This is a genomic window from Streptomyces sp. NPDC020983, from assembly GCF_044333485.1.
In the GTDB taxonomy this organism is placed as follows: Bacteria; Actinomycetota; Actinomycetes; order Streptomycetales; family Streptomycetaceae; genus Actinacidiphila.
Genome location: NZ_JBIRRA010000007.1, coordinates 232,610 through 257,662, shown reverse-complemented (window position 1 = coordinate 257,662; position 25,053 = coordinate 232,610). Strand labels below are relative to the sequence as shown.

The following is a 25,053-nucleotide window of genomic DNA, read 5'->3' as shown; positions in this document are numbered from 1 at the left end:
GCGCGGTCACAGCGCCTCCAGCCGGTCGAGCAGGGCGCGCAGCACCCGCTCGGGGTGGTCGGGCCGCCGCGCGGGGCGGTGGTGCGGGTCGATCCAGGGCCACAGGTCGGCGCCGACCAGGGCCCTGGCCCGCTCGGGGTGGCGGTGCAGGTGCACGCCGTGCCGCTCGGCGAGCCGTGCGGCGAAGAGCCGCTGGAGCTGCGGGCGGAGCGTGGCGACGAAGTGCACGTCGGCGCCCTCGCCGGTCGACTTGTCGACGATGCGCTGCCACTCGCCCAGCGCGGGGGCGCGGCTCCCGAGCAGCCGTACGTTCCGCCGGAAGCCGCTGTCCTGGGCGTTCGCCCCGGTGGCGTAGCGGGCGACGGCGAGGCCCGCGACGGTGCACACGGCCAGCGCGGCGGCGGCGCCGGCCGGCCCTTCGGCGAGGGCGAGCAGGACGACGGCGGCGACCCCGGCCGCGCCCAGCAGCAGCAGGGAGTGGCGCACGGAGCCGGGGGCTCCGGACCTGGGCGGCTCGTTCACCGGTGGGCTCCCGTCGCCGGACGCGGTCCGCGGTCCTGCGGGCGGTCGCCGGGCGCCGTCGCAGGGTCCCCGTCGGCCGCCTCGGCTGCCTCCGCCTCGCGCGCGGCGGCCTCGGCGAGCTGGGCGGCGATGGCGTCCAGCGCGGCAGCGGCGCGGTCGCGATGGGTGGTGTCCATGGGGTGCGAGGAGTAGCGGGCCTCACGGAAGAGCGCGGTCAGGTCCGCGGCGTGCGGGCCGCCGAGCAGGCCGCGGCCGGCGGCGCGCTCCAGCAGGTCCTGCGGGCTGTCCGAGGCGCGGCGGGCGACGCCGGATCCGGCCAGGGACCGCTCCATGGCGGCGTAGCAGGCGATGACGGCGGCGCGCGGGTCGCCGTCGCCGAGCAGCGCGCGGCGGCCGGAGTCGACGGCGTCGGCGAGCGCCTCCTGCTCGTCGGGCTCGTGCGTGTGCGGCCCTGCGGCCTCCTGCGCGGCGGGCCGGCGGAGCTGCTTCCAGAGCCTGTAGCCCGCGACGAGCAGGACGGCGGCGAGCGCCGCGACGGCCAGCACGACCACCAGGTGCGGGATGGTGATCGACGGCCCGTGCCCCGGCTCGTGCGACGGACGGGTGTGGACCGGCGCGGGGCTGAAGGTGCCCTTGAGGACGGTGGCCGGGGCCTCCTGCGGCTGCCTGGCCGAGGAGTGCGGGAAGGGGTGCTTGAGGAGCAGCAGCAGGGGCACCACGAAGGCGGCGGCGACCAGGGTGACGCTCACGGCGTCGGAGAGCCGCTGTTCGAGGGGCGGCAGGTCGTAGCGGTGGCGGGCGACGCGGGTCCGGTAGCGGGAGGCCGCCAGCAGCCCGGCGCCGAGCGCGCCCAGCGCGAGCAGGATGACGGCCGGAGTGCTGTCCAGCGGCCCGCCGCTCTTGGCCAGCAGCGAGCCTCCCGGGCGCAGCAGCACCGCGCCCAGCGCGGTGCCCGCGGCGGCGACCAGGGCCAGCGCGGTGCCCGCCGCGGCCGTCCTGCTCCCCCGCGCGGTGGGCCGCGCCGCGGTGGGGCGCCGTGTCCCTGCCGCAGCCTGCCCGTCCGTCCCGGCTGTGGCGTCCTGCCCGTCCACCGCCGCCTCCCCTCGCCCCGAAGTCGGAAGCTTCGCACACGGGGACGGAGGCGTCAGCAGCGGCCCCCCGGGCGGCACTTCGGCCGAACCGGGCGGCAGGGGACGGGGAGGTCAGAAGCGCTGGGCCTTGGCGACCCGCGGCGTGAGCACGGTGCCGCGGTCCTCGGTGGTGAAGGCGATGGCCTGGGCGCTCCTTCCCGCGGCGACGCCGGTGGCGCCGACGACGGAGCTGTCCACGACGTGCCCGGTGGAGTCGGTGAACTCCACCTTCACCGCGTAGGACGCGGTCTCGGCGGTGTTGTTCGCCATGCCGACGACGACCGCGTTCAGGCCTCCGGTCCGTGCGGTCGGCACGCTGGTGAGCTGGACGGAGTCGATCGCGTTGCCCTGGCCCGCGGCCCTGGCGAGGGCGGCGTCGAAGGACGCGGTGGCCCCGGCGGCGCCCGCGCCGGCCGAGGCGGCGAAGCCGGAGGCCGCCGCGGCGGCCGAGGACGCCGCGGACGAGGCGGCGGCCGCCCCGCTGGAGACCGCCGAGCGCACCGCCGACGGCAGCCCGGTGCCGGACGGGGAACCGCCGCCCGAGGAGTCGTCGCAGCCGGTGAGCAGCGCGAGCGCGCCCGCGCAGGCGGTGACGAGCGCGGCGGCGAGCCCGGCGCGCAGCCGGCCGGCGGCCGGCACGTGTGTCCGGTGTCGGGTCACGGGGTCCCCTTTCTGCTGCGCGGGCCGCGGGCCCGGTCCTGGCCTCACCCTGCGGGCCCCTGGCGGCGCCCGCAGCGCCCGGCGGGCGTCCGGGTGACGGGCGGCGGCACCCGGGCCGGGCGGCGACGGCGCGCCCACAAGCTGCGCCGGTCGGCACATTGAGATATCCAGGAAGGAGCGACGAGACGCCCCGGGGGACGTCTCCGGCAGATGTTGCAGCCGCCGAAAGGGCACCGACATGCACGCGCCGATCAGCCCCGCCATCCTCGCCGACCTGCGCCGCCCGCGGCCGTATCCGGCCGTCTCGATCCTGCTTCCCACCCACCGCCGCGAGCCGGACAACGCGCAGGACGCCGTACGGCTGCGCAATCTGCTGGAGGAGGCCAAGGACGCGGTGCACAACGACCCCGAGGTCTCGCGGTCGGACCGGATCGACGTGATCGGGCAGCTCGACCAGGCCCTCGGCGAGGTCGACCTGGTGCACGCCGAGGACGGGCTGGCGATCTTCGCCGCGCCCGGCGAGCACCAGGTGTGGACGCTCGCCCGCACCGTGCCGGCCCGGGTGCTGCTCGCGCAGACCTTCCTGACGCGGAACCTGGTGGCCGCGCACGTGGCGAACCAGCCGTACTGGATCCTGGCGCTGTCCGCGGACGTCGCCACCATGTGGAGCGGGTCCAAGGGCCGGGCGCCCGAGCAGGTCACCGGGGCCTTCCCGGTCCGGCGCCCGCAGGAGGACTTCGACCCCGAGCGCGAGGAGCGCATCGGCGACACGCCGAGCATCTTCAACGACGAGACCACCCGGCAGTTCCTGCGCGAGGTGACCGAGCAGGCCGGTGTCGTCCTCGCCGCCGACCCGCAGCCGCTCTACGTCGTCGGCGAGGCGGAGGCGCTGGCCGCGCTGGACGACGCGGGCAAGCTGGTCAAGGAGTCCGCCGGGCGGATCGTGCAGGGCGGGCTGGCCGAGGGCCCGGCCGAGGCGCTCCGCCAGGCGCTCGCCGAGGCCGCGGGGCGGCGGGCCGCGGAGGAGGTCGGCGAGGTGCTCTCCGAGCTGGACCAGGCCCGGAGCCGGAAGGCCTTCGCGGGCGGCGTGGACGAGGTGTGGCAGTCGGTGGCGGAGGCCAGGGTGGCGCTGGTGGCGATCGAGGACGGCTACCGCACGACGGTCCGCGACGACGGCGACCACCTGGTCCCGGCCGCGGCGGGCGACCGGGGGGCCAGGGACGACATCGTCGACGAGATCGCCGAACAGGCGCTGGACACGGGTGCGCGGGTGCGCTTCGTGCCGGACGGCGAGCTGGCCGAGGTCGGGCACGTGGCGGCGGTGCTCAGGTACTGAGGCGGGGCCGCCCCCCTGTGGGTCAGGACCGCCACAGGCCCTTCCTGGCGTACGAGCGCTGCCAGAACAGCTTGTTGGCGGCCCGCACCGGGGGCGGGAAGGCGCCCAGGAACTCGCGCTCCTGGGCGGGGGTGGAGCCGTCCAGGACCCAGGGGATGTAGGTGGCGACGCCCTTGAGGCCGAGCTTGCGGGCGTTGGCGAGGCCGAACTTCTTCCACTCCGCGCGGGTCAGGACCTCCTGGATGAGCGGCAGCGCGCTGTCCTCCTCGTGCCGGAAGTGGTCGTCCATGACCTGGTAGAGGTCCTCGATCCTCGCCGCGAGGTCCGCGCCGGTGGTGTGCAGCGCGGCGTCGACGGCGTCGATGCGCGGGCCGAGTTCGGCGTGCTCGGCCTCCATGTCCTTCATCAGCTGCTGCGCCTCGGGGCGCCCCGCGATCTTCGCCTCGACCTGCGGCCACAGGGCCGCGTCCTCCACGGAGTGGTGGTGGTGCAGCTGCCCGCTGAAGTTGTCCCAGCCGGCCAGCGCCTGCGGGGCGCGTCCCCGGCCGGACTCCGCCGCGGCGGCGAGCCGCTGGAGGTCGCGGCGGAAGGCGCGGTGGGTGGCGTACATGATGGTGAAATCGATCCGGTCGGCTTGCGTGTCGGTCACGACGGCCCGCTTCCTCTCCTCGTCCGGTGGTCCCGCCGCCCCGGCGGTGCGGCGGGCGTGGGACGGCACACCGCCCCATGGACACATGAGGCGCCCCCGCCCCGGAGTGTGACATCCGAAGGGCCCGGCGAGACGCGCGTCACATCCGCGGGCGCGGTGTCACACCGGTGCCCGCGGACGCCCTCTCAGGAGGGGGACGGGGAATCGCACCACGGGAGGCCTTCATCGTGTCCGACGCACCGGCCACGCACGACACCGACAGCACCGGCGGGGACGGGAACAGCCGCGCGACGGCGGAGTTCGTCAGCCACCGCGAGCTGCTGTTCTCGGTGGTCTACAACATGCTCGGCAGCGCCTCGGACACCGAGGACGTGCTCCAGGAGACCTGGCTGGCCTGGACACGCCGGACCGGGCCGGGGCGCACCGCGGACATCGTGAACCCGCGCGCCTACCTGGTGCGGATCGCCGTGAACCAGGCGCTCGCCCGGCAGGCCAGCATCAGCCGGCGGCGCGAGACGTACGTCGGGCCGTGGCTGCCCGAACCGCTGCTCACCCGGGCGGCACCGGAGGTGGCCGACTCCCCCCAGGCCACCGGTTCCCTGGACGCGGCGGACGCGGCGCTGCGCGGCGAGTCGGTGTCGATGGCGATGCTGGTGGTGCTGGAGACCCTGACGCCGCTGGAGCGGGCGGTGTTCGTGCTGAACGAGGTGTTCGGCTACGCGCACACCGAGATCGCCGGGATCCTGGAGCGCAGCCCTTCGGCGGTCCGGCAGCTCGCACACCGGGCGCGCGAGCACGTCCAGGCGCGGCGGCCGCGCTACCAGGCCGACCGGCGCCTGCAGCGGCAGGTGACCGAGCGCTTCATCGCCGCGGCGCTGGGCGGCGACCTGGCGGGGCTGATGGCGCTGCTCGCGCCGGACGTGACGCTGTGGGCGGACGGCGGCGGTCTGCCGGGCGCGCTGGTGCGCCCGGTGTCGGGCCAGGAGAACGTGGCCAGGCTGCTGACCGGCTACGCGGCCAACCGGCTGCCGCACTCGGCGGACATCCGCTACCGGCAGGTCAACGGCGATCCGTCCGTCGTGGTCGTCACCGACGACTCCCCCACCGCGGTCATGGTGGTGGACCTGGACCCGGCGGACGACAAGGTCACGGACATCTACCTGGTGCTCAACCCGGACAAGCTGTCCCGGGTGGGCGAGGAGGGGGCCGAGGAGGGCGTCTGACCCCCGGACGTGCGGAAGCCCCGGCCGGGACGGGGGGACCTGGCCGGGGCGGTCGCGGTGGCGGGCTCGGGGGTGCGCCTCACCACACGTTTTAGTTTAACACTCAATGAGCGTAGTCGAATCCGCCGGGCGCGGGCGACGCGGGCAGGGCGCCGGCGCCGGGAGCCCCGGCGGCGGGACCGGCGGGCGCTCCGGCGGCGGGCAGCGCCGGGCCCTTCAGGGCGGGGACGGCGGGCACCGCGCCGCCGAGCAGGTCGCGGAACTTCCTGGCGTCCACGGGCAGGTCGCGGCGCCAGGCCATCGCGACGACGGGGGCGAGCAGCAGCAGGGCCGCGCTCAGGCAGCTGGTGACCGACAGCCGGACCATGGTGCCGTCGGCGCGCGGGATGAGGTCGAAGCCGTACACGGGCACCTGGGTGCCCAGCGGGCTCCACATGCGCTGGCCGCGGAAGACTATGCGGCGCGAGGGCTGGAAGTCGGCGCACACCAGCCGGTGCGGGCGGCGCCGCCCGGGGTAGCGGTAGCGGTAGGCGGCGTCGCGGCCGGGCACCACGTCGTCGGGGTCGACGGAGCTCACGCCGGAACTCCAGAGGGCGAGATTGCGGGCGTCGGCGAGAAAGTCGAAGACCTCGGTGTCCGGCCTGGGCACGAAAACACTCGTGGACACGCTCGGCATGACAAACCTCCCCGGTAGCGGCGTGGGCGGCGAGCCGGCGCGCAGGCGCGGACCTGACCTCGGTGCGCGCCCGGCGGAGGGCGCCGCCTGTTTCACTCCTCCCGAGAAGCGTGCCCCGCAAAGGTGCACATGTCGTGGCAATACGCCCATTGGGGTGAGCACGCAGCGTCGCCGGGGGTGAAGCCGCAGGCCGGAGGCCTATAGCCTGGCCGCGTGGACGAACAGAGATCCCCTGTGCGTTTCGAACGCGGCACCGACGGACCGAAGGTCATCGTGGCCGGCCTCGACGGTTCCGACCCGTCCTGGCGCGCCGCCGCGTACGCCGCCGGGCTCGCCCGCCGGCAGAACGCGCTGCTGGCGCTCGTCTACGTGCAGTCGTACCTGCCCGGCGGCGCCGCGCTCGGCGTCCCGGTGGCCGACGTGGACACCGGGATCGCCGATCAGCTGGTCGCCGAGATCCGCGCGTCGGTGGAACGGCTGCGCGGCACCTTCCAGGTGCGGTGGGAGTTCCACACCTTCCGCGGCGACCCGTACGGCGGGCTTGCCGCCGCGGCCGACGAGCTGAAGGCCGACGCGGTCGTGGTCGGCGCGTCGGAGCGGGCCGGCCACCGGCTCGTGGGCTCGGTGGCCGTCCGCCTGGTCAAGGCGGGCAAGTGGCCCGTCACCGTGGTCCCGTAGCCGCCGTCCCGCCGCCCGCCGCGGCGCCGGCCACCGCCTTCTCCGGCTGCGCCGGGGCGTACTTGTAGCCCACCCGGCGCACCGTCACGATGCTCCCGCGGTGGCCCGCGCCGAGCTTGCGGCGCAGCCGCGCCACGTGGACGTCGACGGTGCGGCCGTCGCCGACGTGGCCGTACCCCCACACCGTCGTGACGAGCTGGTCGCGGGAGTGCACCCGGTGCGGGTGGGCCACCAGGTGCGCGAGCAGCTCGAACTCCAGGTAGGTGAGGTCCAGCGGGCGGCCGTCCACCTCGACGATGCGGCGGTCGGTGTCGATGCGCAGCCCCGGCCCGGCGGGGGCGGCCGGCACCGGCGGCACGGCCGGCGGTGCCACCACCGGGGCGGGCTGCTCGGCGGGCACCAGCACCAGGTAGCCGACCATCGGCGCACCGCCCGCGACGGCGGGCAGCACGTGGCCGGGGGCGGGCAGCCAGGTGGCGCCGGGCGGCAGGAAGTCCGGGGCGGGCGGCACCTCGTCGGGGCGCACCGCGCGCAGCCGCTGCCGGGCGGCGGGGTGGCCGAGGGGCGGCCGGCCCGGCGGCAGCCCCGGTCGCGGGGGCACGCCGGTCACCGGGGCGGTGGCGGAGACGGGGGAAGCGGTGGGCACGTTCGACATGGCTCGGCTCTTTCGCGCGAAGGGTCGTGGGACACCGTGTGCGCGGGACCGGCTGCTGCCGCCCGGCCGCCGGGAGGGCGGGTTCTACGGGCAGGTCAGCGGATGACGCGGGTCCGCGCGGGGATCGCGCGGCAACACCAGCGGTCGAAGTGGTGCTCCTGCCGGGACGGCCAGAACGGTTCGAGGTCGCTGCGACCTGTCCCGGTGTCAGTAATGCTGGCCATGTCCCCCATTGAACCAGAAGGGGGCGCGCGGGTGTGAGGGGTGTGCGCCTGATGCGGGGTGGCGGCCGTCACGTCCCGCCGGGCGCGGCGGTGTTGCGGCCCGCTGCGCGGCGGTGTTGCGGCTCGAAGCGCGGCCCCTCCCCCGCCCGCCCTGCCGCTCCTTCCGCCGCGAAGGCCGCCGGGCCCGCCCCCGCCGGCCCGCCCGGGATCTTCGGGACGGGCGCTGAACTGCCTATTGTCTGCTGCATGACGTGGTTGCGTGCGCTGCGGGAGACCTCCCGGTCCGGCCTGAAGGTCTCGCGGACCCGGCTGGAACCGCTGGTGGCGCTGCGGGCCGCGGCCGGTGTCGCGATCGTCATCGGGCTGGCGCTGTGGCTGTGGTCGCCACCGGTCGCCGCGTCCTCGGCCTTCGGGGCCTTCGCCGCCGGGGCCGCGACCTTCCAGCGCAGCTGGCGCCCGCGGCCGGTGCTCGCGCTGGCGACCGGCGCCGGTCTCGCGGTGAGCACCTTCCTCGGCTACCTGGCCGCCTCCCACGTGGTGCTGTTCGTGCTGCTGCTGGCGGTGTGGTCGTTCGGCGCGGGCCTGGCGTGGGCGCTGGGCCCCACGACGGGGATGGTCTCGGCGCTCACCATCGCGGTGATGCTGGTGACGGTCACGCTGCCGACGTCGGTGCTCAGCGCGCTGCACCACGCGGCCCTGGTGGGGCTCGGCGCGCTGGTGCAGGCGGCGCTGACGGTGGTCTTCCCGATCCGCCGCTGGGGCGCGCAGCGCGACGCGCTGGCCGACGCCTTCGCCGCCGAGGCCGACTACGCCCGGCGGCTGCGGCACGAGCCCGTCGCGCCCTTCGACCCCGAGGCGCTCATGACCGCCCGCGCCGCCGCCGAGCTGACGCCCCGCCAGGCCCGGCGGCGGCCCGAGGACCTGCACGGGCAGCGGGCGCTGGCCGAGCGGATCCGCCCGGTGCTGGCCTCCCTCGCCGACCCCACGGTGGGGGCCGCGGCCGAGGGTCCGGAGCGGGACCGGGCGCGCGAGGTACTGGCGACCGCGGCCGTCGTGCTGGACGCGGTGGCCCGGTCGATCCGGCACGGCACACCGCTGGAGGTGCCCGAGAGCGCGGACGCGCTGCTGCGCTCCGACGCACCCGGCGCGGATCTGACCGGCAGCGCGCGCCGCTCGGCTACCCGGCTGGTGTCGCTGCTGTCCGCCGCGGTGGAGCGGGCGGAGGGCTCGGGCCCCGCGGACGCCACCGGCACCGCCCACCTGCTGCGCCCGAAGGCGGGCGAGCTGCTTCCGACCGCGGTGCGGACGGTGCGCCGCCAGGTGCGCTGGGACGCCCCGGTGCTGCGGCACGCGGTGCGGGTCTCGGCGGTGGCCTGCGTCGGCTACGTGCTGGGCAGCGTGCTCCCGCTGGGCCACGGCTACTGGGCGCCGATGGCCTCGGTCATGGTGATGCGGCCCGACTTCACCCAGACCTACGAGCGCGGGGTGGCGCGCTTCACCGGCTCGCTGGTGGGCGTCGCGCTGGGCACGGCGATCGCACAGGCGGCACACCCGGGCACGTACGCCCTGGCCGCGCTGGCGGTGGTCAGCATCGGGCTGATGTACCTGCTGATGCGCAGCGGCTACGTCGTCGCGCAGGCGTGCGTGGGCGCCTACGTCGTCTTCCTGCTGGACATGGGAGGGCAGCAGGTCGAGCAGACCGTACGCGACCGGGTGCTGCTCACACTGCTCGGCGGGCTGCTGGCGATGGCGGCCTACGCGCTCTTCCCGGCGTGGGAGACGCCGCGGCTGCGGGACCGTCTCGCGGAGTGGATCGAGGCGACCAGCGGCTACGTCGCCGCGGTGATGGAGGTGCACGCCGATCCGGCGCGGCGGCGCCCGGGCGCCGTGCGCCGCGCGCTGCTGGACCTGCGCGCGGCGGGCGCGACGTGGGACCAGGCGGTGGCCCGGGCGGACGCCGAGCCGGTGCGGCACCGCGGGGTGTCGCGCAGCGCGGTGCGGGACGCGGACGCGGCCCTGTCGGCGGCCGGGCGGGTCGGGCTGGTCATGGAGGCGCACCAGCCGGGCAGGGACGCCGCCCCGGTGCCGGAGGCGGCGCGCTTCGCCGCGGCACTGCGGGAGGCGACCGCGCGGGCCGCGGTCCAGGTGCGGGAGCGGCGCGCGCCGGACTGGTCGGCGCTGCACGCCGAGCTGGCGCGTTGGCCGTCCGACCCGGCGGGCGACCGGGTCGTACGGCGCGGCGCCGAGCTGCTGGTCGACACGCTCGACGAGCTGGCCGAGGCGCTGCGCCCCAGGTCGGCGGGCCGCCGTCACCCCGCGGGCGAGCCCGGGCCCCCCGCGGCGCAGTGAGCGGGGGACGCGGGTCTACGCTTTTGTGGGCCGGACCAGAAGGAGCTTTCCATGCACATCGGCGCGATCCACCACCTGAGCACGCTGGCGGTCTCGGACACCCAGGGGCCGGGGCCGGTGATGCGTACCGTCCTGCTGGTGTCGGTGGTGGGCGTCGCGCTGATGGCCTGGTTCCTGCTGCGCGGCTACGGCAAGGACAAGTAGCCGCGCCGGGCGGCCGCCGTCAGCGGATCGGCAGGCCGGACAGGGTGCGGGCGATCACCAGCCGCTGGATCTCGCTGGTGCCCTCGAAGATGGTGTAGATCGCGCTGTCGCGGTGCATGCGCTCCACCGGGTACTCGCGGGTGAAGCCGTTGCCGCCGAGGATCTGCACGGCCTGGGCGGTGACCTTCTTGGCCGTCTCGCTCGCGAAGAGCTTGGACATCGAGCCCTCGGCCGAGGTGAAGGGCTTGCCCGTGGTCGCCATCCAGGAGGCCCGCCAGACCAGCAGACGGGCCGCGTCGATCTGGGTGCGCATGTCGGCGAGCTGGAAGGCGACGCCCTGGTTGTCGATGATCGGGCGGCCGAACTGCTCGCGCCCCTTCGCGTACTCCAGCGCGTACTCGTACGCCGCGCGCGCGGTGCCGACCGCCATCGCGCCGACGGCGGGCCGGGAGGCCTCGAAGGTCGCCATCGCGGCGTTCTTGATCCGCTCCGTGCCCCCTGCCTTCGCCCGCTCGCGGGCCCGGGCGAGGCGCTCGTCGAGCTTGTCCTTGCCGCCGAGCAGGCAGTCGCCGGGGACGCGCACGTCGTCCAGGACGACCTCGGCGGTGTGCGAGGCGCGGATGCCGTGCTTCTTGAACTTCTGGCCCTGGGACAGGCCCGGTGTGCCGGGCGGCACGATGAAGGAGGCGTGGCCGCGGGTGCCGAGTTCCGGGTCGACGACCGCGACGACGACGTGGACGTTGGCGATGCCGCCGTTGGTGGCCCAGGTCTTGGTGCCGTTGAGCACCCACTCGCCGGTGGCCTCGTCGTAGACCGCGCGGGTGCGCATCGAGCCGACGTCGGAGCCCGCGTCGGGCTCGGAGGAGCAGAAGGCGGCGACCTTGACGTCGTCGGCGTCACCGTACATCTGGGGGACCCAGGTGCCGATCTGCTCCTCGGTGCCGTTGGCCAGCACGCCGACGGCGGCCAGGCCGGTGCCGACGATGGACAGGGCGATGCCGGCGTCGCCCCAGAACAGCTCCTCCATCGTCATCGGGATGCCGAGGCCGGTGGGGTCGAAGAACTGCTGGGCGTAGAAATCCAGCGAGTACAGGCCTATTTTGGCCGCCTCCTGGATGATGGGCCACGGGGTCTCCTCGCGTTCGTCCCACTCGGCGGCGGCGGGGCGCATCACGTCGGCGGCGAAGCCGTGGATCCAGTCGCGCACCGACCGCTGGTCGTCGTTGAGATCGAGCGTGAAGTCGCCCATCGTCCCCTCCACATGCTAGTTACTTGCGGTAACAGCAGTCTGTTACCGTCGGGTAAGCGATGTCAACTCGCCAAGCCGCACCCGGTGCGCCGGCCCAGGGGTGTTACGTTGCGCAGACCACCGGCATCGGACGACGGGGAGGTTCCGGGTGGAGACCGGCCAGCGGACCGAGCAGCAGGCAGCCACGCAGCGGCGGCGCAACGAGCTGCTGGAGGCCGCCGAGCGGGTCGTCCTGCGCGACGGCCCCGAGGCGTCGATGAACGCCATCGCGGCCGAGGCCGGGATCACCAAGCCCATCCTCTACCGCCACTTCGGCGACAAGAGCGGCCTCTACCGCGCCCTCGCCAAGCGCCACACCGACGCGCTGCTGGCCACCCTGCGCACCGCGCTGGACTCCCCCGGCGACCGCCGCGACCGGGTCGAGGCGACACTGCACGCGTACCTGTCGGCCATCGAGACCCGGCCGCAGGTCTACCGCTTCCTGATGCACCCCGCCGAGACCCCCTCCGACGAGCGCGGCTTCGACGTCGGACGGCACTCCGCGCCGCTGCTGCGCCGGATGGGCGAGGACCTCGGCGAGGTCATAGCCGAGCGGCTGGACCTCGGCCCGGACGGCCCGGAGCTCGCCCGCGTCTGGGGACACGGCATCGTCGGGATGATGTACGCCGCGGGCGACTGGTGGCTCGGCGAGCGGCCGCTGCCCCGCGACGTGCTCGTACGCCACCTGGCCGATCTGCTGTGGGGCAGGCTCGCCGGGACCGGCGACCGGGCGGGCAGCCCCGGGCTGTGATCACCCGCCCCCTCACCCGGGCGGCGAGGTGCGGCCCCGCGGCCCGGAGTCGATAGGCTGACCTCGACCGGAACTTGCCGGCCGCCGCGGGAGGGCACGCGGGCCCGGCCGCGCCGGATCCAGGAGGGAAGACAGACGGATGGCAGGCAAATCGGAGCCGCTGACGCCGCGGGCGAAGCTGGCCGTGACGGCGGGCAGGGCGGCCGCGGCGGTGTCCCGCGCGGCGGGCAAGGGCAGCGGGTCGGTGATCGGCGGCAAGGTCGCGCTGCGCCTGGACCCCGATCTGCTGGCCCGGCTCGCCCGGCACCTGGACGTGGTGCTGGTGTCGGCCACCAACGGCAAGACCACCACCACCCGGCTGCTCGCGGAGGCGCTGCGGGCCGGCGGGCCGGTCGTCTCCAACGCGCTGGGCGCCAACATGCCGGCCGGCATCACCTCCGCGCTGGCCGGCGGCTCCGACGCCCGCTTCGGTGTGATCGAGGTGGACGAGAAGTACCTCGCCGGTGTCGCCCGGGACGTCGCCCCCAAGGCCATCGCACTGCTCAACCTCTCCCGCGACCAGCTCGACCGGGCCGCCGAGACGCGGATGCTCGCCGAGAAGTGGCGCGAGGGCCTGGCCGGCTCCGAGGCCGTCATCATCGCCAACGCCGACGACCCGCTGGTCACCTGGGCGGCCTCCTCCAGCCCGACCGTGGTGTGGGTCGCGGCCGGCCAGGCCTGGAAGGACGACGCCTGGTCCTGCCCGTCGTGCGGCGGGGTGCTCCAGCGCCCGGGCGACGACTGGTACTGCGGTGAGTGCGGCTTCCGCCGCCCCACCCCGACATGGGCGCTGTCCGGCGACCACGTCGTCGACCCGTACGGCGTCGCGTGGCCGATCCACCTGCAGCTGCCGGGCCGGGCCAACAAGTCCAACGCGGCCGTCTCCGCGGCCGCCGCCGCGACCTTCGGCATCGACCCGAAGGTCGCGCTGGAGCGCATGCACAAGGTGCAGGCCGTCGCCGGGCGCTACGACGTGGTGCGGTTCCAGGGCCGTGACCTGCGGCTGCTGCTGGCGAAGAACCCGGCGGGCTGGCTGGAGACCTTCTCCCTCATCGACGCGCCGCCGACCCCGGTGATCCTCTCGGTGAACGCGCGCGGCGCCGACGGCACCGACACCTCGTGGCTGTGGGACGTGGACTACACCCGGCTGTCCGGGCACCCGATCCTGGTGATCGGCGACCGCAAGCTGGACCTCGCGGTGCGCCTGGAGGTGGCCGACCAGCAGTTCACGGTCTGCGCGGACCTCGACGAGGCGGTCAGGACCGCCCCGCCCGGCCGGATCGAGGCCATCGCCAACTACACCGCCTTCCAGGACCTGCGCCGCCGCGTCGGCAACTGACCCGGGCCGTCAAGGACCGTCAAGGAGATACCCCAATGAGTGAGTCCAGCCTGCGCCTGGTGTGGGTGTACCCCGACCTGCTGAGCACCTACGGCGACCAGGGCAACGCCCTGGTGGTGGAGCGCCGGGCGCTCCAGCGCCGGGTCCCGGTGACCCGGGTGGACGTCCGCTCCGACCAGCCCGTCCCCACCTCCGGCGACATCTACCTGATCGGCGGCGGCGAGGACCGCCCGCAGCGGCTCGCGGCCGAGCGGCTGCGGCGCGACGGCGGGCTGAGCCGCGCGGTGGCCAACGGGGCCATCGTCTTCTCGGTGTGCGCCGGCTACCAGATCCTCGGCCACGAGTTCGTCAACGACCTCGGCCGCCCCGAGCCGGGCCTGGGCCTGCTCGACGTGGTGAGCACCCGCGGCGAGGGGGCCCGCTGCGTCGGCGACGTGCTGGCCGACATCGACCCGCGCCTCGGCCTGCCCCCGCTCACCGGCTTCGAGAACCACCAGGGCATCACCCATCTCGGCCCGACCGCCCGCCCGCTCGCCAGGGTGCGGATCGGCCGCGGCAACGGCACCGGGGACGGTACCGAGGGCGCCTTCAACGACACCGTCTTCGGCACCTACATGCACGGCCCCGTGATGGCCCGCAACCCGCACATCGCCGACATGCTCATCAAGCTGGCGCTGGACGTCAACGCGCTGCCGCCGGCCGACGACCGGTGGTACGACGCGCTGCGGGCCGAGCGGATCGCCGCCGCGGAGCAGCAGCCCGCGTGAGCCCGCGGGGCCGCCGCCCGTGCCCGGCCCGGGCACGGACGGCAAGCCGCCGGTAAAGCGTCTCCCCGAGTTCGGTCAATCGTCAGGTGTCCGCAGTGCGGTCGCCGTGGAGGGCACGGTACGGGGATCGGTAAGCTTGCGGTGATCCATCCGGACGACGTGGTCCGGCCGTCCCGACGAGTCGCGGGAGTAACGAGAGCAATGCGTATTGGTGTGCTGACCAGCGGTGGCGACTGCCCCGGGCTGAACGCCGTCATCCGGTCCGTCGTGCACCGCGCCGTCGTGGACCACAATGACGAGGTCATCGGCTTCCACGACGGCTGGAAGGGCCTGCTCGAGTGCGATTACCGCAAGCTCGACCTGGACGCCGTGAGCGGCATCCTGGCGCGCGGCGGCACCATCCTCGGCTCCTCCCGCGTGCAGCCCGCGCACCTGCGCGGCGGCGTCGAGACGGCCCGCGGCCACGTCACCGACCTGGGACTTGACGCGATCATCCCGATCGGCGGCGAGGGCACCCTCAAGGCCGCCCGGCTGCTGTCGGACGCGGGCCTGCCGATCGTCGGGGTGCCGAAGACGATCGACAACGACATCGCCTCGACGGACGTCACCTTCGGCTTCGACACCGCCGTGACCGTCGCCACCGAGGCGCTGGACCGGCTGAAGACGACCGCCGAGTCGCACCAGCGGGTGCTGATCGTCGAGGTCATGGGGCGGCACACCGGCTGGATCGCGCTGCACTCGGGCATGGCCGCGGGCGCGCACGCGATCGTCGTGCCCGAGCGCCCCTTCGACATCGCGGAGCTGGCCGCGGTGGTCGGCAAGCGCTTCGAGGCGGGCAAGAAGTTCGCCATAGTCGTCGTCTCCGAGGGCGCCAAGCCGCGCGAGGGCACGATGGACTTCAGCGCCGGCGCCACGGACGTCTACGGCCACGAGCGCTTCACCGGCGTCGCCAACCAGCTCTCCGTCGAGCTGGAGGAGCGGCTCGGCAAGGAGGCCCGGCCGGTCATCCTGGGCCACGTGCAGCGCGGCGGCACCCCGACGGCCTACGACAGGGTGCTGGCGACGCGCTTCGGCTGGCACGCCGTGGAGGCCGTGCACAGCGGCCAGTTCGGCATGATGACCGCACTGCGCGGCACCGAGATCACGCTGGTGCCGCTGGCGGACGCGGTGCAGCACCTCAAGACGGTGCCCGCCGAGCGCTACACCGAGGCCGAGTGCGTCCTGTGACGCGCTGAGCCGCGCCGACGCACGGGGGCCGCCCCCGCCCGGAGTGCCGGGCGGGGGCGGTTCTACTCTGGAGCGGGCACATCGGTCGAATCGGCCGGCTGCCGCTCGGCGCGACGGAGGAGTGACGGATGGACCACGGTGGGCACGGCATGCACATGGACCTGCCGCCGTTCACCCTCGGCCGGGGGCTCGCCGTCACCGGCGGAGACCCGTACTTCGCGGCCGGCTGCGTGCTCGCGCTGGTGCTGTACGGGTGGGCGGTGCTGCGGCTGCGGCGGCGCGGGGACGCGTGGCCGGTGGGCCGTACGGTCTCCTTCGCCGTCGGCGTGCTGACGATCGCCGCGACGATGTGCACCCGGCTCGACGACTACGGCATGGTCATGTTCAGCGTGCACATGGTGCAGCACATGATCCTCAGCATGCTCTCGCCCATCCTGCTGCTGCTCGGCGCGCCCGTCACGCTGGCGCTGCGCGCGCTGCCGGCCGCCGGCCGCGGCCGCACCGGTCCGCGCGAGCTGCTCGTCAAGCTGCTGCACAGCCGCTACGTGCGGGTGATCTCGCATCCCGCTTTCACCATCCCGCTGTTCGTCGCGAGCCTGTACGCGCTGTACTTCTCGCCGCTCTTCGACTCGCTGATGCGGCACAGCCTCGGGCACACCGCGATGATGGTGCACTTCCTCGCGGTGGGGCTGCTGTTCTTCTGGCCGATCATGGGCGTCGACCCCGGGCCGCACCGGCCGGGCTACGTGATGCGGATGCTGGAGCTGTTCGCCGGAATGCCCTTCCACGCCTTCTTCGGCATCGCCGTGATGATGGCGAGCGAGCCGCTGGTGAGCACCTTCAAGCACCCCGCGGCCTCGCTGGGCATCGACCCGCTGGACGACCAGACCGCGGCCGGCGGCATCGCGTGGGCCTTCAGCGAGATCCCCTCGGTCGTGGTGCTGATCGCGCTGCTCATCCAGTGGTACACCTCCGAGCAGCGGCAGGCCCGGCGCAAGGACCGCGCCGCGGACCGGGACGGCGACGCCGAGCTGGTCGCGTACAACGCGTATCTGGCCTCGCTGGAGTCGCGCGGCCGCGGCTGAGCCCGCCACCGGGCCCGCCGGCTTCAGGACGCCGGGAGGTGGGCGGCGAGGCCGGTGACCATCAGGTCGAGGCCGAACTCGAAGCGCTCGTCGCCCACGTCGCGGGTCAGCTCCGCTGCCATGCCGGTGAGCATCGGGAAGCGCTCGGGGGGCAGGGCGTCGAAGAAGTCCGTCATCCGGGTGGCGATCTCCGGACCCGGGTCACCGCTCCTCGCGTGGTGGGCGCGGCTCGCCTCCTCCGCGGCGATGCCGCTGACGTACAGGCTCAGCGTGTCCACGGCGTAGGCGCACACCTGCTTGGGCAGTCCGGCGGCCGCGAGGATGGCGAGCATCCCCTCGCTGATCACGGTGACGCTCTCGCCGTTGGGAACACCGATCTCCGGGAGCAGCCGGGCCAGGTCGCCGTGCGCGACGAGTGCGTGGCGGGAGGCCCGCATCACCTCCTTGATCTGCTCGCGCCACCGCAGCGGATCCGGCGGCGGGCACACCACGCCGGAGAGCACCCGGTCCAGGACGAGGGCGATCATCTCCTCGCGGCCCGACACGTGCGCGTAGAGCGAGGCCGGGCCGGTGCCCAGTTCCTGGGCGACGCGGCGCATGCTCATCGCCTCGACGCCCTCGGTGTCGATCACCTGCAGCGCCGCGGTCACGACCGCCTCGCGGGTGAAGGTGCGGCGCGGGGCGGACCTGCGCGGGCGCTCCCAGGGCAGGGCGGGGGCGCCCTTCGGCTCGGTGGACTGCGGCACGGGCTCCTCCTGCGTCTGCCGGACGCTCCACGGTAGCTGAAGCGAACGACGTTCGCGAGACACGAACACCATTCTTGACACGAACAGTGTTCGCTTGTAGAACAACGTTCGTCATCACACGAACACTGTTCGCGAGGCGCGACCGGCGCCCGCCCCGGCGAAAGCGAAGGACCCTGACATGACCACACCCACCACCGACGGGGCGGTCCGCGGCCCCGCCGCGGGCGGCCGCGACACGGCGCCGCACACCGCGGGCGGCGGCCGGACGCGCTGGCTCGGCCTCGCCGTCGTCCTCGCGGTCGAGGTGATGGACCTGCTGGACGCGACGGTCGTCGGCGTCGCCTCCCCCTCCATCCAGGCCGACTTCGGGGGCAGCTCCACCCGGATCCAGTGGATCGCCGCCTCTTACACCCTCGCCTTCGCGGTGCTCATGATCACCGGCGCCCGGCTCGGCGACATCGTGGGACGCCGGAGGATGTTCCTGGCCGGCGTCGCGGGCTTCGGGGTGTGCTCGCTGCTGTGCGCGTGCTCCGGCTCGGCGGGGATGCTGATAGGGATGCGCGCGGCGCAGGGCGCCTTCGCCGCCATGATGGTGCCGCAGGGCCTCGGGCTGGTACGGGAGCTGTTCCCGCCCGAGGCGCTGGGCGGTGCCTTCGGCGTGTTCGGCCCGGTCATGGGCCTCGGCGCGGTCGCCGGTCCGGTGCTGGGCGGCTACCTCACCGACGCGGACGTGCTCGGTACCGGGTGGCGCGCGGTCTTCCTGATCAACCTGCCGATCGCGCTCGCCGCCTTCGCCCTCGCGCTGCGGGTGCTGCCGGAGAGCAGGGCACCGCACTCGCCACGGCTCGACCTGCCGGGCGTGGCGCTGATGAGCACCGCGGTGCTCATGCTGGTCTACCCGCTGGTGCAGGGCCGCGACCTGGGGTGGCCGCTGTGGTCGTACCTGCTGATGGCCGGTTCGCTGCCGGTCTTCGCGGTCCTCGCCCGCCACCAGGGCTGGGTGCTGCGGCGCGGCGGCTCACCGCTCGTCGAGCCCGGCCTCTTCCGGCACCGCGGCTTCACCGGCTCGCTCGCCGTGGGACTGGTCCTCTTCGCCGCGATGACCGGGCTGATGCTCGTGGTGCCGCTGTACCTCCAGTACGGACTCGACTTCTCCGCGAAGGGCGCCGGGCTGGCGATGGTCCCGTGGGCGCTGGGCACCGCGGCCGGGGCGACGCTGTCGGGTGCGTGGCTCGGCCGGCGGTACGGGCGGGCCGCGCTGCAGGGCGGGCTGCTGCTCGCCGCGGCCGGGATCGCGTCGGTGGCGCTCACGGTGGAGGCCGCGGGCACGCCGGGCGGCTGGCAGCTCGCCCCCGCGCTGCTGGCCGCCGGGATCGGGCTGGGGATGGTGATGGCACCCTTCTTCGACATCGCGCTCGCCGGGGTCTCGGACGAGGAGGCCGGATCGGCGTCCGGAGTGCTCAACGCGGTGCAGCAGCTGTCCGGGTCGGTGGGCGTCGCGGTGCTGGGCACGGTCTTCTTCTCCCGCGCCGGGCAGCACGGCACGGGCGGGGCGCTGGAGACGGTGGCGCTGGTCGCGGCCGCGGCCCTCGCGGCCGCCGCGGCGGTGGCCTTCCTGATGCCGCGCCGGGCCGCGCACTGAGGGCCCGCGCGGACGGCTCACCGGTGGACGGCCCGGCCCGCGGGGGGCCGGGCCGGGCCGGGCCCGGCCGCGCTGGTCGGTACGGGCGTGCGGGCACTACTCTGCCGGGGCGCCGGGTGGACCGGCCGCGCGGCCCGGGAGTGCCGGGAGCCGCCGTCGAGGGGGAGGCTGCCCGTGTTCTACCGGGTGCTCAAGTACGTCATGCTCGGGCCCTTGCTGCGGATGTTCTTCCGGCCCCGGGTCGAGGGCGCGCAGAACATCCCGGAGACCGGCGCCGCCGTCATCGCCGGCAACCACCTCTCCTTCTCCGACCACTTCGTGATGCCGGCGATCCTGCCGCGCCGGATCACCTTCCTGGCCAAGGCCGAGTACTTCACCGGCCCCGGCCTCAAGGGCCGGCTGACGGCGGCCTTCTTCCGCGGGGTGGGCCAGATCCCGGTGGACCGCTCGGGCGGCAGCGCCTCGCAGTCCGCGATCGAGGCGGCGCTCGGCGTGCTGCGCCGCGGCGAGCTGCTCGGCATCTACCCCGAGGGCACCCGCTCGCACGACGGGCGGCTCTACCGGGGCCGGACCGGCGTCGCGGTGATGGCGCTGCGCGCCGGCTGCCCCGTCGTGCCGTGCGCCATGATCGGTACCTTCGAACTCCAGCCGCCCGGGCGGAAGCTGCCGCGGCTGGGCCGGGTCACCATCCGCTTCGGCGAACCGCTGGACTTCAGCCGCTTCCACGGCATGGAGGGCGAACGGCACGTGGTGCGTGCGGTCACCGACGAGATCATGTACGCGATCATGGAGCTGTCCGGGCAGGAGTACGTCGACCGGTACGCGGGCGAAGTGAAGGCGGAACTGCAGGCGCAGAAGGGCTCCGGCTCCCGGCTTCGCCGCGGCACGGGCTCCTGACCGCGCGGGCCGACGGGACGTCACCGGCCCGCGGATTCCGGTTCGCGCGGCGGCGCCCTGTCCCCGTAGGGTCAGGACCCGTGAGCGCACGACTGCGGAACATCGCGATGGAGAACCAGCGGTTCGTCGAGGACGGCGGCTACGTCGGCCCCGGGGGACGGTGGGTGGGGCTCGGGGCCGTCGAGGCCGCCGCGGCCGGCACCCGGATGTTCGGCCCCGACCCGGTGCCCGTCCCCCGGACGGAGCCCGGCCCCGGCGCGCGCTGCACGGTGACCGGCGAGGACAGCCTCGCCGCTGCCCACCGGCTGGTCGCGGCGGGTGGCGGGCCCGTGGCCGTACTGAACTTCGCCTCCGCGCGCAATCCCGGCGGCGGCTACGTCAACGGGGCGCAGGCGCAGGAGGAGGCGCTGTGCCGGGCCTCGGCGCTCTACTCGTGCCTGCTGCGCGTGCCCGGCTTCTACGCCCACCACCGCGCGCACCGCGACCCGTTCTACTCGCACCGCGTCATCCACTCCCCCGCGGTTCCGGTCTTCCGGGACGCCCGCGGGGCGCTGCTGGACGAGCCGTGGGCGGTCGGCTTCCTCACCTCGCCCGCGCCCAACGCCGGGGTCGTCGCGCGCACCGTGCCGGAGCGCACCGGCGAGATAGGCCCGGCCCTCGACGCGCGCGCCGAGCGGGTGCTGGAGGTGGCGGTCGCGCAGGGCTACCGGCGGCTGGTGCTGGGCGCGTGGGGCTGCGGCGTCTTCGGCAACGAACCGGCGCGGGTGGCCGAGGCCTTCGCCGTCCTGCTGCGGCTGGGCGGGCGCTTCGAGCGGGCGGTCGACGAGGCCGTCTTCGCCGTCCTCGACCGCCGTCCCGGCTCCCCCACGCGCGCGGCCTTCGCCGCGGCCTTCGGTGCCCTGGCGGTCTGAGCCCCCGTCACCGGACCACTCCACCCACCCCGAGCCGAGGACAGGCGGTCATGAGCGACACCCAGGACACCACGCAGGCGGCGCAGCAGCCGGACGACCACGCCACCTACCACCGTCTCGTCGCGCTGCTCGACGCGCAGGGCGCCGACTACCGGATCGTGGAACACGCCCCGGAGGGCGCGACCGAGCTGGTCAGCGAACTGCGGGGCAACGCGCTGGCCCAGGCGGCGAAGTGCATCGTGGTGATGGTCAAGGTCGGCAAGAAGACCACCCGGTACGTGCTCGCCGTCGTGCCCGGCGACAGGCGGGTGGACCTCGGCGCGGTCAAGGCGCTGCTGTCCGGCACGTACGTCTCCTTCGCCTCCCGCGACATCGCCGAGCGGCTGGCCGGCAGCGTGAGCGGCACCGTGCTGCCCTTCTCCTTCGACGAGCGGCTGGAGCTGGTCGTCGACCCGGGCCTGCTCGAGCACGACACCCTCTACTTCAACGCCGCCCGCCTGGACCGGTCGCTCGCGCTCTCCGCGAAGGACTACGTACGCATCGCCGCGCCCCGCATCGAGGCCGTCGCGCTGTGACGGCCTCCGGCACGCCGCGGGCCGCCGGCCGCACCCGCCCGTGAGCAGGGTGCGGCCGGCGGCCCGGTGAGCGGCCGTCCGCTTGCGCGCGTTACGGCACCGGAGTGGCGTGCGGGCCGCACACCACGTCCTGCTCGTCGAGCGTGCCGCTCAGCAGGTACGCGTCGACGCGGTTGTTGATGCACGGGTTGACGAGGTTGGTCACGCCGTGCGAACCGGCGCCCTGCTCGGTGATCAGCCGGGACCCGGTGAGCCGGCGGTGCGTCTCCAGCGCGCCGGTGTACGGGGTGGCGGCGTCCCTGGTGCTCTGGACGATCAGCACGCCGGGCAGGCCGCGGTGCCCGCGGACGTCGACCGGGGTCTGCTGCTTGACCGGCCAGGTGGCGCACGGCAGGTTCATCCATGCGTTGGACCAGGTCAGGAACGGGTACTGCGCGTTGAGCGCGGTGTTGTCCCGGTCCCACCTGTGCCAGCTGGTGGGCCACTTGGCGTCGGTGCACTCGACAGCGGTGTAGACGGCGTTGCCGTTCTCCCCGCTGGTGTTGCCCGCCGTGTCGGACGGGTCGGGGGCCGCCGCGTCCAGCAGCGCCTGGGTGTCACCGCCCTCGTACGCGCTCCACACGCCGGCCACGGTCGCCCACGTGGAGTCGTAGTACGGCGCGTTCTGGAAGAAGCCCAGCAGCTCGTTGGGGCCGACGACACCGCCGATCGGGTGCGCCTTGGCGGCCGCGCGCAGCGCCTCCCACTTCGCCTGGACCTGGGCGACGGTGCTGCCCAGGTGGTAGACGGAGTCGTACTTCGCGACCCAGGTCTCCCAGTCGTTCCAGCGGCCCTCGAAGGCGACGTCCTGGTCCAGGTTGTTCTGGTACCAGATCTGGTCGCGCGAGGGGTTGACCACGCTGTCGATGATCATGCGGCGCACGTGCGTCGGGAAGAGCGTCGCATAGACCGAGCCGAGGTAGGTGCCGTACGACACGCCGAGGTAGTTCAGCTTGTCCTCGCGCAGCGCGGCCCGGATGACGTCCAGGTCGCGGGCGGTGTTCGGGGTGGTCATCTGGGAGAGCATCGCGGCGCCCGTGCGCTCCAGGCAGCCCGCCGCGTACTCGGCCGCCAGCTTGCGCTGGGCCTGCTTGTCGGCGTCGCTGTCGGGCACCGGGTCGGCCTTGGGCGCCTGGGCGTACTCGGCCGGGTCCTCGCAGGAGATGGGCGCCGAGTGGCCGACACCGCGCGGGTCGAAGCCGACGAAGTCGTACGCCTTGGCCGTCTTGGTCCACAGCGGGGCCCCGGTGGCGAGCCGCACCGGGAAGCGCAGGCCGGAGCCGCCGGGGCCGCCCGGGTTGTAGATCAGCGAACCCTGGTGCTCGGCCTCGGTGCCGGTGGCGGCCGCGCGGTCGACCGCGAGTTTGATGGTGGCGCCGAACGGCTTGCGGTAGTCGACCGGCACGGTGACCCAGCCGCACTGCACCGGCGTCGCGAGACCCCAGCCGGCCGGGCAGTCCGCCCAGCTGATCCCGGCGCGCCAGGCGTTCGCGGCGGCGACGGCCACGCCGGCGGCCTCCGGTACGGTCACCTCGGACGGCGTGCCGTGGTGCGCGGGCCCCGCGGTCGCGGCCGGGGCGGCGGCGACGACTCCCGCGATCAGGGCGCCGGTGGAGACGAGCACGATGGTGCGTCTCACGTCGAAACTCCCCCTCTCCTCCGTGGCTTGTGGCCACGGTGATCACTGTGATCAGAAGCGAATCCTTTCCCCGGGGAAGCTGCTGTGAACAGGCCGGGCGAGTGATTCTTCATCAAAGCGTGATTTCCGCCCGGTGGGGTCCGCGTCCCGGCGGAACGCGCGCCTCCACCGGGTGACGGCACGTCAACCGCTGCCGGTGAACGCCGGCGTTCACCGCCCCGCCGCCCGCGTCAGCGCGCGGGCCGCAGCGGTGAAGGCGGCGCGCGGGCCGGCCGAGGTGAGGAGCACGCCGGGGCCGGCCAGCGCGGTGAGCGAGGTGAGCGGCGGCAGCGCGGCGCCGGGCAACGGGTCGGGGGCGGGCACGACGAGCAGCTGGCCGAGCGTGCGGTGCGGGCCGAGGACGGCGGGCCCGTCCCAGCCGGGCGGGGCGCCCGGGCCGACGTCGAGGGCCTGGTCGAGCAGCGGGCGGCCGCCGTACGTGACGGTGAGCCGGGTGCCGAGCCGGCCGGTCGGCTCGGCGTGCCGGCCGAGCACCAGCTCCTCGCGCAGCACCAGCCGGGCACCGGGGGCCAGCACCACACGGGTCGTCATCCGCAGGTCGCTGCCGCGCGCGGCGATCACCGGTTCCGGCAGCCAGTGCAGTTCGGCGTCCGCGCCGACGGTGAGGACGACGTCGTAGTGCGCGGGCCGTCCGCAGCGGCCGGGCAGCGAGACGGTCGCGGCGGACGCGTCGACGACCAGCCGCGCGCCGGGCGCCACATCGGCCTCGACACGCAGCCGGTCGCCGCCGAGCGGCGCGCTCATGGCCCCCACGACGGTGACGCGGGCCCAGCCCGCGCGCTCCGCGCGGGTGCGGCGCAGGGCCAGCGGCGCGGCCCCGGCCAGCAGCGGCAGCACGGTGCCGCCCCGTCCGTCGTCCTCGGCACGGATCCGCGCGGTGGCGCTGACGGCGCCGGCGGAGCCGGCTTCCGCGCCGGTGCCGGGGGCGCCGTTCCGCTCGGCACGTGCGGCGGTCGCACCACCGGCGCCGGCCGCGGCCGTTGCGGGCCCGGCCGCCGTGTCCGCGACGGCACTCGCGGACGGAGGCGCGCCACCGGGGGGCGGGGTCATGCGGTCCAGGCCGCGAGGCGCTCGCCGACCCACGCGGCGACCGGCGCGATGCCGTCGCCGCGTGCGACGGAGGTGAAGACGACCGGGAGCGGGCCGCGCTGGGCGGCCGCGTCGCGGGCCATACGGTCCAGGTCGGCGCCGACGTGCGGGGCGAGGTCGGTCTTGTTGACGACCAGCAGGTCGGCGGTGGTCACACCGGGGCCGCCCTTGCGGGGGATGTCGTCGCCGCCCGCGACGTCGATCACGAAGATCTGCGCGTCGGCCAGGCCCCGGGAGAAGGTGGCGGTGAGGTTGTCGCCGCCCGACTCGACGAGCACCAGGTCCAGTGGCCCGACCGTGTCCTCCAGGTCCTCGACGGCTTCCAGGTTCGCGGAGATGTCGTCGCGGATCGCGGTGTGCGGGCACGCGCCGGTCTCGACGCCGACGATCCGCTCCGGCGGCAGCACGGCGTTGCGCAGCAGGAAGTCGGCGTCCTCGCGGGTGTAGATGTCGTTGGTGACGACGCCGATGGCGTAGCGGTCGCGCAGCACCCGGCACAGCGCCGCCACGGTCGCGGTCTTGCCGGAGCCGACCGGGCCGCCGAGCCCGATCCGCAGCGCGCGGCGGCGGCCGTCGGGGCGGAGGGCGCCGGCGGAGTGGGCGTACCGCTCGGGGAAGACCTCGGGGTGGTCACGGTGCATGAGGGGCTCCGG

At 74.9% G+C, this 25,053-nt stretch carries 26 protein-coding genes; 14 read left to right on the top strand and 12 right to left on the bottom strand.

Translation table 11 applies throughout. The features are described 5' to 3' along the window. Positions 1-6 precede the first annotated feature (6 nt). The 3 genes from ACH4SE_RS17750 to ACH4SE_RS17740 form a co-directional block, all read right to left on the bottom strand. Complete coding sequence (locus ACH4SE_RS17750; protein WP_398544317.1) at positions 7-522, bottom strand: hypothetical protein; 516 nt, start codon at positions 520-522, stop codon at positions 7-9. Beyond that, positions 519-1,613, bottom strand: a complete 1,095-nt coding sequence (locus tag ACH4SE_RS17745; protein ID WP_398544316.1) for a DUF4129 domain-containing protein — start codon at positions 1,611-1,613, stop codon at positions 519-521. Before ACH4SE_RS17745 ends, ACH4SE_RS17750 begins: the two co-directional genes overlap by 4 nt. 111 nt (positions 1,614-1,724) lie before the next feature. Then, on the bottom strand, positions 1,725-2,312 hold the full coding sequence (locus ACH4SE_RS17740) for a hypothetical protein (protein WP_398544315.1): 588 nt from the start codon (positions 2,310-2,312) through the stop codon (positions 1,725-1,727). A gap of 238 nt (positions 2,313-2,550) precedes the next feature. Here ACH4SE_RS17740 and ACH4SE_RS17735 point away from each other — a divergent pair, with 238 nt between their 5' ends. Continuing rightward, on the top strand, positions 2,551-3,648 hold the full coding sequence (locus ACH4SE_RS17735; RefSeq protein ID WP_398544314.1) for a chemotaxis protein: 1,098 nt from the start codon (positions 2,551-2,553) through the stop codon (positions 3,646-3,648). A 22-nt stretch (positions 3,649-3,670) separates the two neighbouring features. On the opposite strand, the gene ACH4SE_RS17730 is transcribed toward ACH4SE_RS17735, so the two are convergent. Further along, positions 3,671-4,297 carry a hemerythrin domain-containing protein gene (locus ACH4SE_RS17730; protein WP_398544313.1) on the bottom strand — a complete coding sequence of 209 codons (627 nt, stop codon included), beginning with the start codon at positions 4,295-4,297 and terminating at the stop codon, positions 3,671-3,673. A gap of 227 nt (positions 4,298-4,524) precedes the next feature. On the opposite strand from ACH4SE_RS17730, the gene sigJ reads away from it, so the two are divergent. Further along, positions 4,525-5,520 (top strand): RNA polymerase sigma factor SigJ, encoded by a 996-nt coding sequence (sigJ, locus tag ACH4SE_RS17725; protein ID WP_398544312.1) that lies wholly within the window; start codon positions 4,525-4,527, stop codon positions 5,518-5,520. Positions 5,521-5,623: 103 nt separating this feature from the next. On the opposite strand, the gene ACH4SE_RS17720 is transcribed toward sigJ, so the two are convergent. Beyond that, positions 5,624-6,187 (bottom strand): SRPBCC family protein, encoded by a 564-nt coding sequence (locus ACH4SE_RS17720; RefSeq protein WP_398544311.1) that lies wholly within the window; start codon positions 6,185-6,187, stop codon positions 5,624-5,626. 222 nt (positions 6,188-6,409) lie between these two features. On the opposite strand from ACH4SE_RS17720, the gene ACH4SE_RS17715 reads away from it, so the two are divergent. Next, the gene (locus ACH4SE_RS17715) at positions 6,410-6,874 is read left to right on the top strand and encodes a universal stress protein (RefSeq protein WP_398544310.1); all 465 of its coding nucleotides are present in this window, start codon (positions 6,410-6,412) and stop codon (positions 6,872-6,874) included. On the opposite strand, the gene ACH4SE_RS17710 is transcribed toward ACH4SE_RS17715, so the two are convergent. Next, positions 6,858-7,529 (bottom strand): winged helix-turn-helix domain-containing protein, encoded by a 672-nt coding sequence (locus ACH4SE_RS17710; RefSeq protein ID WP_398544309.1) that lies wholly within the window; start codon positions 7,527-7,529, stop codon positions 6,858-6,860. The two genes, ACH4SE_RS17715 and ACH4SE_RS17710, sit on opposite strands and share 17 nt — an antisense overlap. A gap of 95 nt (positions 7,530-7,624) precedes the next feature. Further along, positions 7,625-7,753: a hypothetical protein gene (locus ACH4SE_RS17705; protein WP_398544308.1), complete on the bottom strand. Its 129-nt coding sequence runs from the start codon at positions 7,751-7,753 to the stop codon at positions 7,625-7,627. Between the two features lie 246 nt (positions 7,754-7,999). Here ACH4SE_RS17705 and ACH4SE_RS17700 point away from each other — a divergent pair, with 246 nt between their 5' ends. After that, the gene (locus ACH4SE_RS17700; protein WP_398544307.1) at positions 8,000-10,102 is read left to right on the top strand and encodes an FUSC family protein; all 2,103 of its coding nucleotides are present in this window, start codon (positions 8,000-8,002) and stop codon (positions 10,100-10,102) included. 51 nt (positions 10,103-10,153) lie between these two features. Continuing rightward, positions 10,154-10,306, top strand: a complete 153-nt coding sequence (locus ACH4SE_RS17695) for a hypothetical protein (RefSeq protein WP_398544306.1) — start codon at positions 10,154-10,156, stop codon at positions 10,304-10,306. 19 nt (positions 10,307-10,325) lie between these two features. Here ACH4SE_RS17695 and ACH4SE_RS17690 read toward each other — a convergent pair whose 3' ends face one another. After that, positions 10,326-11,555, bottom strand: coding sequence for an acyl-CoA dehydrogenase family protein (locus tag ACH4SE_RS17690; protein WP_398544305.1), 1,230 nt, complete (start codon positions 11,553-11,555; stop codon positions 10,326-10,328). Positions 11,556-11,703: 148 nt separating this feature from the next. On the opposite strand from ACH4SE_RS17690, the gene ACH4SE_RS17685 reads away from it, so the two are divergent. From ACH4SE_RS17685 to ACH4SE_RS17665, 5 genes are all read left to right on the top strand, one after another. After that, positions 11,704-12,345: a TetR family transcriptional regulator gene (locus ACH4SE_RS17685; RefSeq protein ID WP_398544304.1), complete on the top strand. Its 642-nt coding sequence runs from the start codon at positions 11,704-11,706 to the stop codon at positions 12,343-12,345. A gap of 139 nt (positions 12,346-12,484) precedes the next feature. Then, positions 12,485-13,723 (top strand): MurT ligase domain-containing protein, encoded by a 1,239-nt coding sequence (locus ACH4SE_RS17680; protein ID WP_398544303.1) that lies wholly within the window; start codon positions 12,485-12,487, stop codon positions 13,721-13,723. A gap of 35 nt (positions 13,724-13,758) precedes the next feature. After that, positions 13,759-14,490, top strand: a complete 732-nt coding sequence (locus ACH4SE_RS17675; RefSeq protein ID WP_398544302.1) for a type 1 glutamine amidotransferase — start codon at positions 13,759-13,761, stop codon at positions 14,488-14,490. 201 nt (positions 14,491-14,691) lie between these two features. Further along, positions 14,692-15,717, top strand: a complete 1,026-nt coding sequence (locus ACH4SE_RS17670; RefSeq protein WP_398544301.1) for a 6-phosphofructokinase — start codon at positions 14,692-14,694, stop codon at positions 15,715-15,717. A gap of 128 nt (positions 15,718-15,845) precedes the next feature. Then, positions 15,846-16,802 carry a cytochrome c oxidase assembly protein gene (locus ACH4SE_RS17665; protein WP_398544300.1) on the top strand — a complete coding sequence of 319 codons (957 nt, stop codon included), beginning with the start codon at positions 15,846-15,848 and terminating at the stop codon, positions 16,800-16,802. Between the two features lie 23 nt (positions 16,803-16,825). On the opposite strand, the gene ACH4SE_RS17660 is transcribed toward ACH4SE_RS17665, so the two are convergent. Continuing rightward, positions 16,826-17,548 (bottom strand): TetR/AcrR family transcriptional regulator, encoded by a 723-nt coding sequence (locus ACH4SE_RS17660; protein ID WP_398544299.1) that lies wholly within the window; start codon positions 17,546-17,548, stop codon positions 16,826-16,828. Between the two features lie 178 nt (positions 17,549-17,726). On the opposite strand from ACH4SE_RS17660, the gene ACH4SE_RS17655 reads away from it, so the two are divergent. The 4 genes from ACH4SE_RS17655 (at position 17,727) to ACH4SE_RS17640 (ending at position 21,573) form a co-directional block, all read left to right on the top strand. Next, complete coding sequence (locus ACH4SE_RS17655) at positions 17,727-19,190, top strand: MFS transporter (RefSeq protein ID WP_398544298.1); 1,464 nt, start codon at positions 17,727-17,729, stop codon at positions 19,188-19,190. A gap of 174 nt (positions 19,191-19,364) precedes the next feature. Then, a complete protein-coding gene (locus ACH4SE_RS17650) occupies positions 19,365-20,087 on the top strand; it encodes a lysophospholipid acyltransferase family protein (RefSeq protein ID WP_398544297.1) in 723 nt (240 codons plus the stop codon). An 80-nt stretch (positions 20,088-20,167) separates the two neighbouring features. After that, a complete protein-coding gene (locus ACH4SE_RS17645; protein WP_398544296.1) occupies positions 20,168-20,998 on the top strand; it encodes a TIGR02452 family protein in 831 nt (276 codons plus the stop codon). Between the two features lie 50 nt (positions 20,999-21,048). Then, complete coding sequence (locus ACH4SE_RS17640) at positions 21,049-21,573, top strand: YbaK/EbsC family protein (protein WP_398544295.1); 525 nt, start codon at positions 21,049-21,051, stop codon at positions 21,571-21,573. Between the two features lie 91 nt (positions 21,574-21,664). On the opposite strand, the gene ACH4SE_RS17635 is transcribed toward ACH4SE_RS17640, so the two are convergent. The 3 genes from ACH4SE_RS17635 to ureG form a co-directional block, all read right to left on the bottom strand. Further along, the gene (locus tag ACH4SE_RS17635) at positions 21,665-23,251 is read right to left on the bottom strand and encodes an alpha/beta hydrolase (protein WP_398544294.1); all 1,587 of its coding nucleotides are present in this window, start codon (positions 23,249-23,251) and stop codon (positions 21,665-21,667) included. A 210-nt stretch (positions 23,252-23,461) separates the two neighbouring features. Beyond that, positions 23,462-24,361, bottom strand: coding sequence for an urease accessory protein UreD (locus ACH4SE_RS17630; protein WP_398544293.1), 900 nt, complete (start codon positions 24,359-24,361; stop codon positions 23,462-23,464). Continuing rightward, entirely contained in the window at positions 24,358-25,041 is a 684-nt protein-coding gene (ureG, locus tag ACH4SE_RS17625) for an urease accessory protein UreG (RefSeq protein ID WP_398544292.1), read from the bottom strand. Before ureG ends, ACH4SE_RS17630 begins: the two co-directional genes overlap by 4 nt. Positions 25,042-25,053 lie beyond the last annotated feature (12 nt).

Coding starts and splice junctions, on each gene's coding strand:
- ACH4SE_RS17735 (WP_398544314.1), top strand. CDS start 2,551: ATGCACGCGCCGATCAGCCCCGCCATCCTCGCCGACCTGCGCCGCCCG.
- ACH4SE_RS17710 (WP_398544309.1), bottom strand. CDS start 7,529: ATGTCGAACGTGCCCACCGCTTCCCCCGTCTCCGCCACCGCCCCGGTG.
- ACH4SE_RS17705 (WP_398544308.1), bottom strand. CDS start 7,753: ATGGCCAGCATTACTGACACCGGGACAGGTCGCAGCGACCTCGAACCG.
- ACH4SE_RS17700 (WP_398544307.1), top strand. CDS start 8,000: ATGACGTGGTTGCGTGCGCTGCGGGAGACCTCCCGGTCCGGCCTGAAG.
- ACH4SE_RS17695 (WP_398544306.1), top strand. CDS start 10,154: ATGCACATCGGCGCGATCCACCACCTGAGCACGCTGGCGGTCTCGGAC.
- ACH4SE_RS17690 (WP_398544305.1), bottom strand. CDS start 11,555: ATGGGCGACTTCACGCTCGATCTCAACGACGACCAGCGGTCGGTGCGC.
- ACH4SE_RS17680 (WP_398544303.1), top strand. CDS start 12,485: ATGGCAGGCAAATCGGAGCCGCTGACGCCGCGGGCGAAGCTGGCCGTG.
- ACH4SE_RS17675 (WP_398544302.1), top strand. CDS start 13,759: ATGAGTGAGTCCAGCCTGCGCCTGGTGTGGGTGTACCCCGACCTGCTG.
- ACH4SE_RS17670 (WP_398544301.1), top strand. CDS start 14,692: ATGCGTATTGGTGTGCTGACCAGCGGTGGCGACTGCCCCGGGCTGAAC.
- ACH4SE_RS17665 (WP_398544300.1), top strand. CDS start 15,846: ATGGACCACGGTGGGCACGGCATGCACATGGACCTGCCGCCGTTCACC.
- ACH4SE_RS17655 (WP_398544298.1), top strand. CDS start 17,727: ATGACCACACCCACCACCGACGGGGCGGTCCGCGGCCCCGCCGCGGGC.
- ACH4SE_RS17640 (WP_398544295.1), top strand. CDS start 21,049: ATGAGCGACACCCAGGACACCACGCAGGCGGCGCAGCAGCCGGACGAC.
- ACH4SE_RS17630 (WP_398544293.1), bottom strand. CDS start 24,361: ATGACCCCGCCCCCCGGTGGCGCGCCTCCGTCCGCGAGTGCCGTCGCG.
- ureG (WP_398544292.1), bottom strand. CDS start 25,041: ATGCACCGTGACCACCCCGAGGTCTTCCCCGAGCGGTACGCCCACTCC.